We start from the raw sequence: 14,256 nt of genomic DNA, 5'->3' as shown, positions 1-14,256 counted from the left end.
GGCGGCGCCCGGCGGCCGTATCGCCGGGCGGACGCGCTGGAAGCGGTACTCGAAGGGCCGGTCGGCGGCAGAAGGGGACAAGTGGCCCCTGGGACGGGCACCCCGGCTGCCCGAAGGTGGGGAGCAGGACGGCAGCGCGGGGCATCGCCGGGAGACCATCATGATCCGGAGCTCAGGAGGACCGCCTGTCACGGCCGACGCGTCGCGACCGTGGCAGATGCTGGCCCTCGCCACCACGGGATTCGCCCTCTGCTTCTGGGCGTGGGCCCTGTTGGCGCCGCTCGGTCCGCGGCTGCGGGACGACCTCGATCTCAGTTCGTTCGAGCAGTCCCTCGTGGTCGCCGTCCCCGTGGTCGTGGGTGCGCTCGGCCGGATCCCGGCCGGAGCTCTGACGGACCGCTGGGGAGCCCGCCGGGTCTTCCCGCTGGTCGCGGCGCTGACGATCCTGCCGGTGCTGTATCTGGGGCATTTCGCCGACTCGCTGGCGGAGGTGCTGGTGGGCGGGTTCTTCCTGGGGCTCGGTGGCACCGCCTTCGCGGTCGGCGTCCCGTTCGTCAACGCCTGGTACCCGCCGGCGCGCCGGGGCGTCGCCCTCGGGATCTTCGGCATCGGGACCGGTGGCACGGCCCTGTCGTCGTTCACCACCGTCCAGCTCACCGACGCGGTCGGACCCGCCTTTCCGTTCGATCTCGTGGCCGGTCTTCTCGCCGTCTACGCCGTGGTGGCCCGGTTCCTGCTGCACGACCGTCCGGGCCGCGCAACCGCGGCGGGGTCGCTGCTCTCGCGCACGACACAGGCCGCGCGGACACCGGCGACCTGGCAGCTGGCGTTCCTGTACGCCGTGTCCTTCGGCGGGTTCGTCGCGTTCAGCGTCTATCTGCCGACCTACCTGACCCGGGCCCATGACCTGGGCCGCTCCGACGCGGCGCTGCGGACGGCCGGTTTCGTCGTCCTGGCGGTGGCGATGCGGCCCGTGGGCGGCTGGCTGTCGGACCGTACGCATCCCGTGCCGGTACTGGGGGTGTCGTACGGGCTCGTCTCCGCGTGCGCCCTGGTCGCGGCCTTCGAGGCGGAGCTTGTCCCCGTCGGCACGACGGCCTTCCTGGGCATGGCCGCGGGTCTGGGCGCCGGTTCAGGCGCGGTGTTCGCGCTGGTCGCCCGACTGGTGCCACCGGAGCGGGTCGGCTCCGTGACGGGTGTGGTGGGGGCGGCGGGCGGTCTCGGCGGCTTCTTCCCGCCGCTGGTGATGGGCACGGTCGAGAGCGTGACCCACGACTACACAGGGGGCTTCGTCCTGCTCTCCGCCACCGCGCTGGGCGCGGGCGTTCTGACCGCCACGGTGGTCCGGCGACGTACGCGTGCCACCGCGGACTCCTGACCCGGCCCGCCGGCACCGGATGGGGCTCTTCGGTGCAGCGTTCGGGCCTGGGGGGCCGGGGATCGTGGGCCCGTCGGATGGGCGTCGTCTTCCGGTCGTTCCACCTCCTCCCGGTGCTCTCCGGGTCACTCCACGCCGGACCCGGCCCCGTGGCTCCAGCGGCGATACGCCGCAAGGGCCGTGGGCAGGGTCGGATAGATCCGCTCGGCGCCCACCGAGGCCGTCAGCCCGTAGGCGTCCAGATTCTCGCGAAGTTCCTGCTTGACCCGGGCCAGAGCGAAGACGACGTTCCGTTGGTCGAGCTCCAGACGGAGCGCGTCCACAGCGTCGAGTGCGGTGATGTCCACCTCGACGTTCGCCTCCATGTTGAGGACGAACCAGCGGACCGGGGAGCTCTGCTCGTCCACCGCGGCCAGGGCACGACTGCGGAAGTTCTCGGCGTTGGCGAAGAACAGCGGCGAGTCGTAGCGGTAGACCACCAGCCCCGGAACGGTGCGCGCCGTGGGGTAGTCGTCCACGTCGTGCATCCCCGCGAGTCCGGGTACGAGCCCTTCCACGGCGTCGTGCGGCCGGGCGACACGGGCGAACAGGTCGACGACCGACAGGGCCACCGCGACGAGTACGCCGTAGAGGATGCCGAGGCCGAGGACGCCCAGCAGACACCCGACCGCCAGGAGCAGCTCTCGGCGGCGGAAGGCGGCGAGGCGCCGGAACTCGCCGATCTCGATGAGGCGGACGGCGGCATAGACGACGATCGCGCCGAGGACGGCGCTCGGGGTGTGGGCCAGGAGGGGCCCCAGGAAGAGCAGCACCGTCAGGACGGCCAGCGCGCCGACCAGTGAGTACACCTGGCTCCGGGCCTTCGCGGATTCGGCGAGGGCGGTGCGGCTGGCACTGCTGCTGACCGGGAATCCGCGGAGCAGGCCCGCTCCCAGGTTCGCCGCGCCCAGGGCCAGCAGTTCACGATTGGCGTCCAGCGGATGGGGGTCGCTCTGCCTCGCGAAGGCCCGGGCGGTCAGAATGACGTCCGAGTAGCCGACGAGGAGGACGCCGAGCGCCGGGACCACCAGCTGCGGCAGGTCAGCCAGGGACGGGAGCATGGGCATCGGCAGCCCGGAGGGTACGGCTCCGATCACGGCGATCCCGTACCGGTCGTCCAGCCCGAACACCGCCACCGCCCCTGTGGCGAGGATCAGCGCGATCAGCGGACGCGGCACCACCGTCCAGTGCGAGGGCGCCACGAAGAGCACGACGAGCAGGGCGGCGGCCAGCCCCACGGTCGGCCAGTGAGCCTGCCCCAGGTGCCGGACGAAGGAGTACAGCTCCGGGAAGAAGTCCGAACCTGTCGTATGCACCCCGGTGAGCCGGGGCAGTTGGTCGACGATCATGATGAGCGCGACGCCGGACAGGTAGCCGACGAGGACGGGCCGCGAGAGCAGGTCCGCGAGGAACCCGAGGCGCACCGCCCATGCCACCAGGCACAGCAGGCCGACCACCACGGCAAGGGCTGCCGCCAGGACCGCGTACCGGCCTGGATCACCCCCGGCGAGCGGCCCGACGGCGACGGCGGTCATCAGTGCCGTGGTCGACTCGGGCCCGACCGACAGCAGTCGCGAGGAGCCCATGAGCGCGTAGACGACCATGGCCGGCAGGACCGCCCACAGGCCTGCGACCGGCGGCAGCCCGGCCACGCCCGCGTACGCCATGACCTGCGGCACCAGATAGGCGGCGACCGTGACCCCGGCCAGGGCGTCCTGTCCGAGCCACGACCGGCGGTACCCCCGCAGGCCGACAGGCAGCAGGGACGGTCTTCCACGCGTCGCGGGGACGGCACTCCTTGCCGACGGCTCGTCAGGCGGCCGCCGGCCGCGCCCGCCGCGCATCATCCTTTCCGGAGCGTGGCCGCGTGATCGGGTACGGCGGTCTGCAGCGTCTTGGGCGGGCGCTCGTATCCCGTCGGCGCGGGACGGGGCGGCAGGACGAGTGACGGCAGGGCCACGTCCTCGTACGGAACCGAGGCGAGCAGGTGGGCGATCATGTTGAGTCTGGCGCTGCGTTTGTCGTCGCTCTCGACCACGTACCAGGGGGAGTCCGTGGTGTCCGTGTGGACGAACATCTCGTCCTTGGCGCGCGAGTACGCCTCCCAGCGCGTGAGGGACTCCAGGTCCATGGGCGAGAGTTTCCATCGCCGCAGCGGGTCCTCCGTCCGGCGCCGGAAGCGCTCCTCCTGTACGGCGTCGCTGACGGAGAACCAGTACTTGCGGAGCAGGATCCCGTCCTCCACGAGCATCCGCTCGAAGACGGGGCACTGGCGCAGGAAGCGCTGGTATTCCGCGGGTGTGCAGAAGCCCATGACGTGTTCCACTCCGGCGCGGTTGTACCAGCTGCGGTCGAAGAACACGATCTCGCCGGCGGCCGGCAGGTGCTCCACATAGCGCTGGAAGTACCACTGGGTGCGCTCCCGCTCCGTCGGCTTCGGAAGGGCCGCGATACGCGCCACGCGGGGATTGAGGTGTTCGGCGACTCGTTTGATCGTTCCGCCCTTGCCCGCCGCGTCCCGGCCCTCGAACACGACGACGAGCCGGGCGCCCTCCGTACGCACCCATTCCTGAAGCTGGACCAGATTCGTCTGGAGCCGCAGCAGTTCCTTCTCGTAGGCCGCCTTGTTGAGGCCCATGGCCGTCTCCTCCAGGTCGTCGTTCGGCGCTTCGGCCAAGTCAGTCATGGCAGGCATCCGCATGCAACGATGTCCTTCGGACCTGGGCGTGTCACGGGCGAGAGGCCCGCCCCGAACCCGGGATCGCGCTCACCTCACCATGAGCCGCAGCCCTCGGTCCACGCCGAGCACCCACATGGACGTGACCAGCAAGGGCACACCACGAACCGCAGGCGCACGGCTGGCCTTCCGGGAACGGGACCATTCCCACGCGCACCAGGTCCGCGCACCAGGGAGCAGACCACCTGACGGGACACGCTCGCCCGCGGAAAGGGAGCTCCCCCGCGAGCAGGGAGCGGCGGTGGGGCCACTCCACCGGCCGAGTGACGCAGGGGGCAACCCCACAGGCGCGGGGATCGGCGTGGCTTCGCGTACCCGGCCCCGGGGGCCGGCCGCCCACTGGTTGTTCATGTCAACGGATGTTCGCTGATGCCGCGTTCGAGGTGGTGATCTCATCTGGATCGGTGCGACGTTGCGGCGCCACCGAGCCTTCCTCGGGCTTGGACCTCGCCAGCCACAGGCCGGTGAACACGGCGGTGGCCAAGGTGATGGCGCCGGCCGCGACGAAAGCGCTGTTGATGCCGGCCTCGAAGGAGGCGCCGCCGGATTGCCGGGTGCGGACGATGGCTCCCAGTACCGCCACGCCGAGAACCGCGCCGATCTGCCGGGTGGTGCTGCTGATGCCGGAGGCGAGGCCGCCTTCCTGCGGGCTGACCGCTTGGATGGCGGCGCCTGTCAGTGGGGACAGGGTCAGGGCGAAGCCGATGCCGACGACTGCCAGCCGCCACCACACGTTCCCGTAGCCGGTGTCGGCGTGCACCGTGCCGAGCGCCATCAGTCCCAGGCCGGCCAGGGCCAGGCCGATGGTGATCACGATGCGGAAGCCGTACTGGGCGGCGAGCCGGCCCGCGTACGGGCTGACGACCACCATGGCGAGGGACAGCGGCAGGGTCTGCAGGCCGGCGCGCAGGATCGAGCTGCCCTGGACGTACACGAAGAACTGGGAGAAGAAGAACGACGAACCCATGAGCGCGAACCCCACCACGACCATGGCGGTGTTGGACACGGTGAACAGCCGCTGCCGGAACAGCCGCAGCGGCAGCATCGGAGCGGAACGACGCGCCTCGACGGCGACGAAGGCGGCGAGGAGGATCAGCGCGGCGGTGAAGCTGCCCAGGATCACCGGCGACGTCCAACCGCGGGCACCGCCCTCGATCAGCCCGTAGGTCAGCACCCCCACCCCCAGGACGGACAGCATCGTCCCCGGGATGTCGATGGCGGGGGCGCTCGGATTGCGGGTCTCTTCCAGGGTGCGCAGACCGATCAGCAGAAGGACCACGCCGATGGGCAGATTGACCAGGAAGATGGCGGGCCAGCCGAAGGCATCCGTCAGCACTCCCCCGGCCACGGGGCCTGCGGCCAGGCCGATTCCACTGAGTCCGGCCCACAGACCGATCGCCTTGACGCGTTCCTGAGGCACGGGATACGCGGCGGCGAGCAGGGCCAGCGAGGCTGGGCTCAGCGCTGCGGCCCCGATGCCCTGCAGCACGCGGCCGGCGATCAGCCAGCCGAGCGAGGGCGCGAGGCTGCACACCAGCGACGCTGCCGTGAACACCGCCACGCCGGTCAGGTAGACCCGCTTGCGGCCGAACCGGTCGGCGAAGACGCCGCCGGACAGCAGCAGCATGGCGACCAGCAGAACGTACGCGTCGACGATCCATTGCAGACCGGTCAGCTGAGTGTGCAGCCGGTGCTGCATGTCGGGCAACGCCGCTCCGACGATCGTGTTGTCGAGCAGGACCATGAACTGGCCTAGGCAGGTCACCGCGAGCAGCACGGCTCGGTTCGATCGACTGCCTACGGCCGCATGCGATGCAGCCATGCGGATTCCTCTCACTCGTCAGTTGCACCCCGCCACGGTCGAGGCGGGCGGAGATACACCTGAACGCTCTAAAGCAGTCAACGACTGCGTTAGGCGACTGTAGGGAGGGTTGCCTCGCAAACGCAAGTCCCTCCTGCGTTAAGGTGGGGGCATGAACGATCGACAGCCGGCCCGGCGGCCCGGCGGACGCAGCGCCCGCATCGGCGCGCAGGTGCACCAGGCCGTCACCGACCTGATCAGCGAGCGCGGCTACGGCAACTTCACCGTCGGCGAGGTCGCAGCGCGCGCGGGCGTGGCCGACAGCAGCATCTACCGCCGGTGGGGCAGCCTGGAGACCCTCCTCACCGACGTGGCACTCACTCGCCTCAACACGCAGTCGCCGATGCCCGACACGGGGAGCCTCGCCGGCGACCTGCGCACGTACGCGGCCCAAGTGGCCCGAGAGATCACCGGACCCGACGGTCCGGCGGTACTGCACCTGGCCGTCGCCCTGTCGAGCAGCGGTCAGCAGGGCCGGCAGGCTGGGGCCGACCTCCGCGCCGAACGCACCCGGCAACTGCAGTCCATGCTCGATCGCGCCCGCGAACGCGGCGAGCCCGCACCCGACGCGCTCGACGTGCTGGACCACATCCTGGCCCCGATGTACATCCGCGTCCTGTTCGACATGGGCCCGCTCGCCCCGGACTACATCGACGGGCTGGTCGACCGGTTGCTGTGACCTCGGCGCGATCACCAGGACCACGCCTCGGACGCAGCGCCAGGGCGTTGTGAGGTGCTCGCAGACACGCGCCCGGCCGGCTCAGGCATCCGGCCTTTGACCGGCTCACGCGGCCCGGCCGGATCCGTCGACCTGGTTCGCGGACCGGGCCGGGCTCCCCAGCTCCGGCTCCGGCTCAGGCTCCGGCCTCCTCCGGCGGAAGAGCGACCTTCCCGCACGACGCCGCCCCTGACATCGGCTATATCTTCCTGGCGCGGCAGGTCGAGACTCTTCTCCGTGCCGCGTAAGGGAGGTAGTCAGCCGGCAGGTTCTGACGGGTCTGGGCCTACCGTTTCCTGCTACAGAGCCCCGCCGTTGGCTGATCGGATGAACCGACAGTTCGACGGCAAGGGGCTGGTGTCCGACAGGAGTGGTCGCCGGAAGACGTTGTGGCGTGCTGGACGCTGGTGGCTGGCGACTGGGACTGGGACTGGTGGCCAACAAGTCCGGCACGACCCGGCTCGGCTTCTGCCTGATGCTCAAGTTCTTCGAGACAAGGGCCGGTTCCCGGAGTTCATCGAGGAGTTCGCGCAGCCTGCCGTCGACTACGTCGCCGGTCTGGTCAAGGTGCCGGCGGCCGAGCTTGCGAAGTACGACCTGGCGAGCGCGAAGCGGCACCGGAAGCAGATCCGCGAGGCGCTGGGGTCCCGGCCGTCGACGCTCGCGGACGAGGAACAGCTGACGGCGGAGCTGAAGAAGGTGCGGGGCAAGGAGGGCATCCTCTTCAAGCTCGCCGATGCGGCGATCGGCAAGCCGGACGAGGTGGTGCGTACGGCGCTGTGCCCGGTGGTCGGGGAGAGGACGCTGCGCGACCTGGTGGCCGAGGCGAAGGCGAACGAGAAGGTCTTCGAGGCCGAGGTCCGCACCACCACCCTGCGGTCGTCGTACTGCTCGTACTACCGGCAGATGCTGCCGCCTCCGCTGAAGCCGCTGGGCTTCAAGTGCAACAAGACTGCCTCCCGGCCGGTGATGGACGCGATGCGACTGCTGGAGAAGTACGCCGGCGTCGACGGCAAGACCCGCTTCTACGACGACGCCGATGAGGTGCCGATGGACGGCGTCGTACGCAAGGACTGGCGCGAGGCCGTCGTCGACGACAAGGGCAAGTTCGCCTGCGACTACTTCGCCGCTCCCGGCCTGCGCCGGGAGATCCACGGCGGGCTCCAGGTCGTGGAGAACTGGAAGTCGGCGAACACACCGTGCTCCACTACGGCAAGGACGGTCCCCTTACCGGCCCTGACAAGGAACACGTCGAGACCTCTGTGCTCGCCCTGCACCTGCTCCAGTCCGCGCTCGTGCACGTCAACACGCTGCTGCTTCAGCAGGTCCCCGCCGAACCGGCTTGGGCAAGAAGCTCTCGAACGAGGACCGGCGCGGGCTCACCGCGCTGTTCTGGTCCGACATCAATCCGTACGGCACGTTCCGCCTGGAGATGGACAAGCGACTCGCCCTCGCGCCGCTTCTCCCAGTGCCCCGTCCCCCCCACCCCGGCGGACGCCTCCGGCCAGGCCCGGGCAGCGCCGAGGTGAACCCCGTGCCGGCGGGCCGGTGTCTGTACAGGCCTTGGGAACCTACGGAGCAGCCGATATCGGCGAGGTCGATCTTGAATGGCGAGAGGGCCCTGTCGACGCCGCGAGGGTCAGCCGCGATCCAGCTGACCTTCTCGGGCGCTCCCATCGTGGGCGCCGGAACTGTCAGGTCACTCGGCGGCGGATCCACCAGACGCAGAACCCGGTCAGGGCCAGGGCGAGGCCGAGGTAGAGCCCGGTCTCAGCCCATTGAAGGGCCCAGAAGTTCCCTGCGGGCTGGTACGTCACCTGCTGCTTGTAGCCCAGGGCGCCGAGGTCGGCCACGCAGCGGCCGACCTGCTGCACGGCGGGCGGGCCCGACTCGGTGCGCAGGCAGTCGGCGAAGGACGACGGCACGGGGGCCGGCTGACCGGCAGCGTTCAGCGTCTGCTGGGAGGTGACCCAGGCCCCGGGCGCTTCTTCGAGGTGCGCGACGATCTGCCTGGCGCCGTCCTGGATGCTGATCGGGGCGCCATCGGGCTCGATCGGCAGGATGGTCCGGTCCGCAGCCGCCAGGTGGGACCGGATCCACATCGGCACGACGAACTGGACGGCGGCGTAGAGGGCGAACGTGGTGGCCATCGCGGGCAGAGTGCGGCGGATGACCAGGCCGAGGGCGATGCCCAGGACGAAGGCGAAGGCGGCATGGGCCATGGGGACGACACCCCGTGCGGCGAAGGCCACGGGGTCGAGCCGCGGGAAGTACGTGTCCGTCGCGCCGCCACCGTTGACGGCCCGGTCGATGGGGCTGCTCCACCAGCTCACCGCGAGGCTGGTCAGTCCGGCAGCGGTCATGGAGGCCGCCGCACCGAGGCCCAGCTTGGTCGCCAGCCAGCGGGTGCGGGTGCGGGTGACGCCCTGGTTCCACGCGAGGTAGTGGGTGCCGGTCTCCAGTTCGCGGGAGACCAGCGGCGCGCCCCAGAACATCCCGATGACCGCCGGCACGGCGAGCGCGACCAGCAGTCCGGTGTAGTAGAGGGTCTGGTCCGAACTGGAGACCTGCTCCACCAAGCCGCTGCCGGCCGTCCGGTAGAGGTCGGACAGATGCGGGCCGGTGACCGCGAGGGTGGCGGCGAGGGCGGCCACCACGGCGAACATCACGGCGGCTTGAGTACGGAACTGGCGCCAGGTCAGCCAGATCATCGGAGTACCTCCAGCGTGGGCCTGGTGTCACGTACCGCATCTGCGTGCCGGGTCATGTAGGCCAGGACGATGTCTTCCAGGCCGAGCGGGCTGACGGTCCAGGACGGATCGTGGACCGCGGTGTCGGTGCGCACCAGGAGGGTGGTCTGCCGTTCGGTGTGGCTGGCGGTGATGACGTGCTGACCGGCCGGGAGCGTGTCCGGGTCCCGGCGGGGTCCGGTGAGCCGGTGGTGGCAGGCGACCAGGTCGTCGATCTCACCGGCCACCTGCACCCGGGAGTCGGCCAGGACGATGACGTAGTCGCAGGTCCGCTCCACGTCGGAGACCAGGTGGGAGGAGAGCACGACGCTCAGCTCGTGCTCGGCGACGGCCTCCATCAGGTCCTGCATGAACTCCCGTCGGGCCAGCGGGTCCAGAGCCGCGACCGGCTCGTCCAGGATGAGCAGTTCCGGGCGCTTGGCGATTCCCAGGGTGAGCCAGGCCGACCACCCGGCCGGCGGGGACGTCCAGATCACAGTTCTGCAGCGCCCAGCGCTGCTTGTACCTCTTGCCCAGGCCCTGGGCTCGCAGGACAGCACTCACGCTGCGTCCTCTCCGGCGGCGTTGTGAAACGTGTTCACGAACAGCGCCTCGATGCTCTCGTCGTCGAGCCCGGCCAGGCGGGCCTTGGTCAGCCAGCGCTGCAGGTCCTTGCGCAACGGTCCGTGCGCGGCGAGCGTGCCGTCGGCCAGCGTCCGGGTCACGAACGTCCCGACGCCGGGACGGGCGGCCACCAGGCCGTCGTGCTCCAGTTCCCGGTACGCCTTGAGCACCGTGTTCGGGATGCTGCCCGTACTCGCCGAGCTCCAGCTCGAGCTGATCGTGGCGAACACCAACGACGGGCTCGCCTCCGCCCAAGCCCGCGGCCGGGTCGGCGGACGCCGGCCGCGCCTCACCAAGGACCAGGCCGCGCACGTCCAACACCTCTACGACGAACTGGAGAAGCCCGTTCAGCAGATCGCCGACATGCTCGGCGTGCCCCGGTCGACGGCGTACGGACACCTCGATAGGGCCAAGCACCTCCCCCGGCAGCCCAAGAAGGGCTCACATCGCTGGGCTGCTGGGGGTCGACGCGGCGCCCGCGCAGCCGGCGACCATTGACTGCCCCCAGGGCTACTTCTGTGGCTGGGCAAGCGGCGACGGTACGGGCTCGAGGTTCAAGACAAGGACGAGCGTGCCCACGCTGGGCAGCTGGGACAACAAGATCCGGATGCGATACAACCGCACCGGCTTGAACGTCTGCATGTACGACCAGCAGAACTATGGACTCGCGAACGGGTACTCCTGGGACACCCGCGCCCAGTCCTATCCGACCAGCACCGGTAGTGACAGCCCTGGGTTCAGCTCCATCAAGCTCGTGCCCACGCTGCGCGAGTGCGAGGCGGAGCCGTACCCCTACTGGGAGACGGCGACGTCGCCGAGGGTCGGCGGGTTCGGCGACATGAACGGAGACGGCCGCTCCGACCTTCTCGGCGTGGAGTAGGCCACCGGCAAGCTCTGGCTCTACCCCGGCACCAGCGGCGGCTGCCTCGGTGCGCGCAGGCCCATCGGCACCGGCGGCTGGAACGCCATGGACCATATCCTCGCCGTGGGCGACACCTCCGGCGACGGACGACCCGACCTGGAAACGGCCGACGGCTTCTCGCTCTACCAGTACCAAGGGCTAGCCGGCGGCGGCCTGCGCAAGGTCGACAACAGCAACGGATCCTGGTGGGCGTCCTGCCGCCCCCCCCCTCAGGTGTCTAGACCATGGGTACATCCCCCCACGGACGCGGGGACGTATGCGGTGGATATCTCGTGACGGGTGACGCAGACGCGATCTCGGACCTTCCAGGTGAGACGGCTGGATGAGAAGAAACCCGCTGGCGGTGAGCTGATGTACCGCGTGAAGCTGTGGAGGTGATCGAACGGGATGACGCGATACGCATCGTTGAGGAACAGCTGGAGCGTTGCCATCAGGCTCGGGTTGTCGCTGGGGCCGAGCCGTTCCCGCGGAGCGTGATCACAAGCGTGGTCGAGCACGACCTCGTCTGGAAGGTCTACGTCCAATCGGAGGAGTATGCGCGAACGCGCAACGTGACCGCGATGCAGGTGGGATACGGTCCGTATCTGGTCGACCGCGCCGACGGCGGGCTCCACTCGATCGGAGTCCTCTCCGAGATCGAAGGGGCGTGGGAGGACGACTACCGTGGACGCATCCGAGGGTTGCCGGTACGCACCCCGGTGGATGATCTCCACGAGGAACTACGTGCGATAGCCGAAGCAGCGAGCGGGCGCATGGCCGCTGTCCGAGCCCTCCGCCGGAGAGTGACTGAGCTCTCCCCAGCGAATGCCCTCGCATACGTATCCGGCCTTCTCGCGGGCAACGTGCCACCTCAACTCCTGGCCATCGCTTACCAGGAGCTGGTGAAACCCGTCGACCGTGTACTGGCCGTACGCACCTACGGCGTTGATGCTGATTTCTGAGGTGCGGCAAGTCGCATCCACCGAAGGCACACGGCCGGAGACAGCCGCCCTGCCTCTGGCCTGTCTCAGGACGAGTCGGACCCCGCGGGTCGGTAGGCCTAACGGAAGGAGACAGAGCACTCACCGGTCCACGGCTGCTCCCCCAAGGCCACTCCCCCCGGGAGCTTGCCCGGCACCTGGCCTGGGGCCTCGACACCGTGCTCCGGTACGCCGCACGTCGGCAGGACCCCTTCCGCAAGAGCCCGCCCCGGCACGGCACGCAAGTGGCATGGACGTGGGAACTTCACAGGAGTCCAGCTGCCTGCCGAAACTGTGTGTCATCTCTCGGGCTGTTCAGTCGTTGCGCCAAGTTCGCCACCACGTCCGCATGTTCCGTGCGAACGCCCCCGCCGGCCGGACGATCAGGCCGGCACGCAGGACCGTACCTCGGGGTGGTCCGCGCCCAGGTGGTCGAAAGGTGCTCGCGGGGCGTCGCACAGGTGCTGGTCGAAGAAGGCGCGCAGGTAGGTGCGGGTGATCGCCATGGTGCGCAGCCCCGAGGTGGTCGCGCCCAGCGGCATGCCGAGCTGGTCGGCCAGCAGGCCGAGATCGGTGAAGGAGTGGTGCTTGGCGCCCGCCACCACCATCCAGCGCTTCCAGCCGGTCAGTAGCGGCCAGTCCCGGGCCCAGGTGTCCGCGGCAGGCCCGTCACCGGGAGAGTACTGGCCGTCCCGGCCGAGGAACAGCAACGGGCGGTCCAGGCCGGTGTCCGGGATCAGTGGGTCGGTGCTGCCGTCCACGTCGCTGCCGGCGCGGATGCGCTCGTCCGCGAGCATCGCCGCGATGGTGGCCGCGCCGCCCGCGGAATGTCCGGCCATGCCGATCCGTTCCGGGGCCAGTCTGGCCGCGCCTGCCCACGGCGGGTTGCTGCCGAGTAGCTGGTCCAGCACGAAGGAGACGTCGCGGGCGCGTCCGGTCTTCACCTTGTGCCAGAACTCGGGGGTGCGCGCAAACCCGTGGCCGAGGGCGAAGGCGGCCACCCTGCCGTCCGGGAACGTGGTGGCCACAGTCTCGTAGGTGTGGTCGATGGCGAGCGCGACATAGCCGTGGCTGGCCAGGTCCTCGCCGATCGAGGTGAGAGTCGCGCGGGGCCGGGTGAAGCCGGGCGAGAGAACGACCAGCGGCAGCTCCCGCAGCCCGGGATCGAGCGGAGCGTCCGGGAAGGCGTTGGTGCGCACCGAACTCAGCGCGTCGGGCGCGATGGACACCTGCCAGGCGGCCAGGATCTCAGCCGACTCGACGCGCGTCAGGTAACGGGCGCGCGGACCGGAGGAGACAGCAGCCGGGTACCAGATCGAGATCATCAGCTCACGCGTCGGCACGTCCCCAACCCACGGGTCCCGGCGGGAGACGTCCTCGAGGTACACCGACACGGTACCGACCGGATACGGCCCGGTCGGCGTCGGCAGGACGGGTTTGACCATACGGTCCATCGTCGTCGTCGACACCCCGACATCACCATCAGGGACATCCCCGATTTGCGAATCCGGGACACCACGCCGGCCCTGCGCCCGGACCGGTGCCGTACAGCGGCCGGAGGCTGCCCTCCCGGCAGGCGCGGGGAGCAGCGGCGCAGCCAAGCGTAAGGGGGCTTCATTCTTCATTCGCCCAGTGCGAATGAAGCCCGCTCCTGCCACTTCACGCCGTCGTACACGATGAGTTCGACCGAAGCGACGTGAGTCGTGAAAGGGAGCCTGTCAACGAGGCCGGTCTCGATCTCCTCCAAGACGGTGTCTTCCTGGCCTTGAGCGATGGTCAGGTGCGGCACGATCTCGGCAAACCGGCCGCCGTACGGCGGAGCCTCAGGCCAACGGCCCGCGATCGCCTCCGTGAGCCGCCGCAACTGCGTGTCAGGCTCGGGAACGAGATGCAGCACGCCCGGGAGCCGCCCGCATCTCTCGAACCGCAGGTCAAAGGCCGGATGGCTGCCCAGTACCTCAGCGAGAGCGGAGGGGACGCGCGCATCCATTCGACTCTCGTCGAGAAACGGAAAGAGGACGGTGACATGGGCCGGTACCCCGGCCCGGGCCGAGGGGTCGAACCGCTCGCGCCACCCGCGCACGGCCGGCTCCGCCTCCGGAATCCGGACGATGAGCCCCGTCTGACCCGCCTGAAACGCACTGCCGCTGTCATCCGCCATGACACCGCATCGTGCCACCTCCACCACAGACGGCACGGCTCGTTTTCCCCTGGACGATTGCGTCGAACTGCACAACAGGTCGACAAGCGGGACGGCCAAGACGGTCACACTGCCGCCCTTTGGCTCCC

Annotated in this window: 14 protein-coding genes; 6 read left to right on the top strand and 8 right to left on the bottom strand. The window is 69.9% G+C overall.

All coding sequences use genetic code 11. The features are described 5' to 3' along the window. Positions 1-160 precede the first annotated feature (160 nt). Positions 161-1,378 (top strand): nitrate/nitrite transporter, encoded by a 1,218-nt coding sequence (locus tag ACF07V_RS36610; protein WP_392160148.1) that lies wholly within the window; start codon positions 161-163, stop codon positions 1,376-1,378. 125 nt (positions 1,379-1,503) lie between these two features. Here ACF07V_RS36610 and ACF07V_RS36605 read toward each other — a convergent pair whose 3' ends face one another. From ACF07V_RS36605 to ACF07V_RS36595, 3 genes are all read right to left on the bottom strand, one after another. Further along, on the bottom strand, positions 1,504-3,261 hold the full coding sequence (locus ACF07V_RS36605) for a SulP family inorganic anion transporter (RefSeq protein WP_392160236.1): 1,758 nt from the start codon (positions 3,259-3,261) through the stop codon (positions 1,504-1,506). After that, a complete protein-coding gene (gene ppk2, locus ACF07V_RS36600; RefSeq protein ID WP_392160234.1) occupies positions 3,261-4,055 on the bottom strand; it encodes a polyphosphate kinase 2 in 795 nt (264 codons plus the stop codon). The genes ACF07V_RS36605 and ppk2 overlap by 1 nt, the downstream gene beginning before the upstream one ends. A gap of 451 nt (positions 4,056-4,506) precedes the next feature. Then, a complete protein-coding gene (locus ACF07V_RS36595) occupies positions 4,507-5,976 on the bottom strand; it encodes an MFS transporter (RefSeq protein WP_392160146.1) in 1,470 nt (489 codons plus the stop codon). Between the two features lie 151 nt (positions 5,977-6,127). On the opposite strand from ACF07V_RS36595, the gene ACF07V_RS36590 reads away from it, so the two are divergent. After that, positions 6,128-6,694, top strand: a complete 567-nt coding sequence (locus tag ACF07V_RS36590) for a TetR/AcrR family transcriptional regulator (RefSeq protein WP_392160144.1) — start codon at positions 6,128-6,130, stop codon at positions 6,692-6,694. Between the two features lie 366 nt (positions 6,695-7,060). Next, on the top strand, positions 7,061-8,494 hold the full coding sequence (locus ACF07V_RS36585) for a DUF4158 domain-containing protein (protein WP_392160142.1): 1,434 nt from the start codon (positions 7,061-7,063) through the stop codon (positions 8,492-8,494). Here the strand turns inward: ACF07V_RS36585 and ACF07V_RS36580 are convergent. From ACF07V_RS36580 to ACF07V_RS36570, 3 genes are all read right to left on the bottom strand, one after another. Beyond that, positions 8,428-9,444, bottom strand: a complete 1,017-nt coding sequence (locus ACF07V_RS36580) for a transporter (RefSeq protein WP_392160140.1) — start codon at positions 9,442-9,444, stop codon at positions 8,428-8,430. The two genes, ACF07V_RS36585 and ACF07V_RS36580, sit on opposite strands and share 67 nt — an antisense overlap. Beyond that, positions 9,441-9,959, bottom strand: a complete 519-nt coding sequence (locus ACF07V_RS36575; RefSeq protein WP_392160139.1) for a hypothetical protein — start codon at positions 9,957-9,959, stop codon at positions 9,441-9,443. The genes ACF07V_RS36580 and ACF07V_RS36575 overlap by 4 nt, the downstream gene beginning before the upstream one ends. Before the next feature lie 63 nt (positions 9,960-10,022). Beyond that, entirely contained in the window at positions 10,023-10,256 is a 234-nt protein-coding gene (locus tag ACF07V_RS36570) for a hypothetical protein (protein ID WP_392160137.1), read from the bottom strand. Here ACF07V_RS36570 and ACF07V_RS36565 point away from each other — a divergent pair. From ACF07V_RS36565 to ACF07V_RS36555, 3 genes are all read left to right on the top strand, one after another. After that, on the top strand, positions 10,249-10,584 hold the full coding sequence (locus ACF07V_RS36565; RefSeq protein ID WP_392160135.1) for a helix-turn-helix domain-containing protein: 336 nt from the start codon (positions 10,249-10,251) through the stop codon (positions 10,582-10,584). The genes ACF07V_RS36570 and ACF07V_RS36565 overlap by 8 nt on opposite strands. Beyond that, entirely contained in the window at positions 10,490-10,966 is a 477-nt protein-coding gene (locus tag ACF07V_RS36560) for a peptidase inhibitor family I36 protein (protein ID WP_392160232.1), read from the top strand. The genes ACF07V_RS36565 and ACF07V_RS36560 overlap by 95 nt, the downstream gene beginning before the upstream one ends. 410 nt (positions 10,967-11,376) lie before the next feature. Continuing rightward, positions 11,377-11,949 carry a YrhB domain-containing protein gene (locus ACF07V_RS36555; RefSeq protein WP_392160134.1) on the top strand — a complete coding sequence of 191 codons (573 nt, stop codon included), beginning with the start codon at positions 11,377-11,379 and terminating at the stop codon, positions 11,947-11,949. A gap of 401 nt (positions 11,950-12,350) precedes the next feature. On the opposite strand, the gene ACF07V_RS36550 is transcribed toward ACF07V_RS36555, so the two are convergent. Together ACF07V_RS36550 and ACF07V_RS36545 are read right to left on the bottom strand one after the other, a co-directional pair. Then, positions 12,351-13,412 carry an alpha/beta hydrolase family protein gene (locus ACF07V_RS36550; protein ID WP_392160132.1) on the bottom strand — a complete coding sequence of 354 codons (1,062 nt, stop codon included), beginning with the start codon at positions 13,410-13,412 and terminating at the stop codon, positions 12,351-12,353. A 176-nt stretch (positions 13,413-13,588) separates the two neighbouring features. After that, positions 13,589-14,128 (bottom strand): 2'-5' RNA ligase family protein, encoded by a 540-nt coding sequence (locus ACF07V_RS36545; protein ID WP_392160130.1) that lies wholly within the window; start codon positions 14,126-14,128, stop codon positions 13,589-13,591. Between the last annotated feature and the right edge of the window lie 128 nt (positions 14,129-14,256).

The sequence above is a fragment of the Streptomyces sp. NPDC015661 genome (assembly GCF_043077765.1).
Classification (GTDB): Bacteria; Actinomycetota; Actinomycetes; order Streptomycetales; family Streptomycetaceae; genus Streptomyces.
This window is presented reverse-complemented; position numbering and strand designations above follow the sequence as displayed.

Bases quoted from the DNA above. Each gene is read 5' to 3' on its own strand.
- ppk2 (WP_392160234.1), bottom strand. From the start codon at position 4,055: ATGGGCCTCAACAAGGCGGCCTACGAGAAGGAACTGCTGCGGCTCCAG.
- ACF07V_RS36590 (WP_392160144.1), top strand. From the start codon at position 6,128: ATGAACGATCGACAGCCGGCCCGGCGGCCCGGCGGACGCAGCGCCCGC.
- ACF07V_RS36545 (WP_392160130.1), bottom strand. From the start codon at position 14,128: ATGGCGGATGACAGCGGCAGTGCGTTTCAGGCGGGTCAGACGGGGCTC.
- ACF07V_RS36610 (WP_392160148.1), top strand. From the start codon at position 161: ATGATCCGGAGCTCAGGAGGACCGCCTGTCACGGCCGACGCGTCGCGA.
- ACF07V_RS36550 (WP_392160132.1), bottom strand. From the start codon at position 13,412: ATGGTCAAACCCGTCCTGCCGACGCCGACCGGGCCGTATCCGGTCGGT.
- ACF07V_RS36580 (WP_392160140.1), bottom strand. From the start codon at position 9,444: ATGATCTGGCTGACCTGGCGCCAGTTCCGTACTCAAGCCGCCGTGATG.
- ACF07V_RS36595 (WP_392160146.1), bottom strand. From the start codon at position 5,976: ATGGCTGCATCGCATGCGGCCGTAGGCAGTCGATCGAACCGAGCCGTG.
- ACF07V_RS36605 (WP_392160236.1), bottom strand. From the start codon at position 3,261: ATGCGCGGCGGGCGCGGCCGGCGGCCGCCTGACGAGCCGTCGGCAAGG.
- ACF07V_RS36585 (WP_392160142.1), top strand. From the start codon at position 7,061: ATGAACCGACAGTTCGACGGCAAGGGGCTGGTGTCCGACAGGAGTGGT.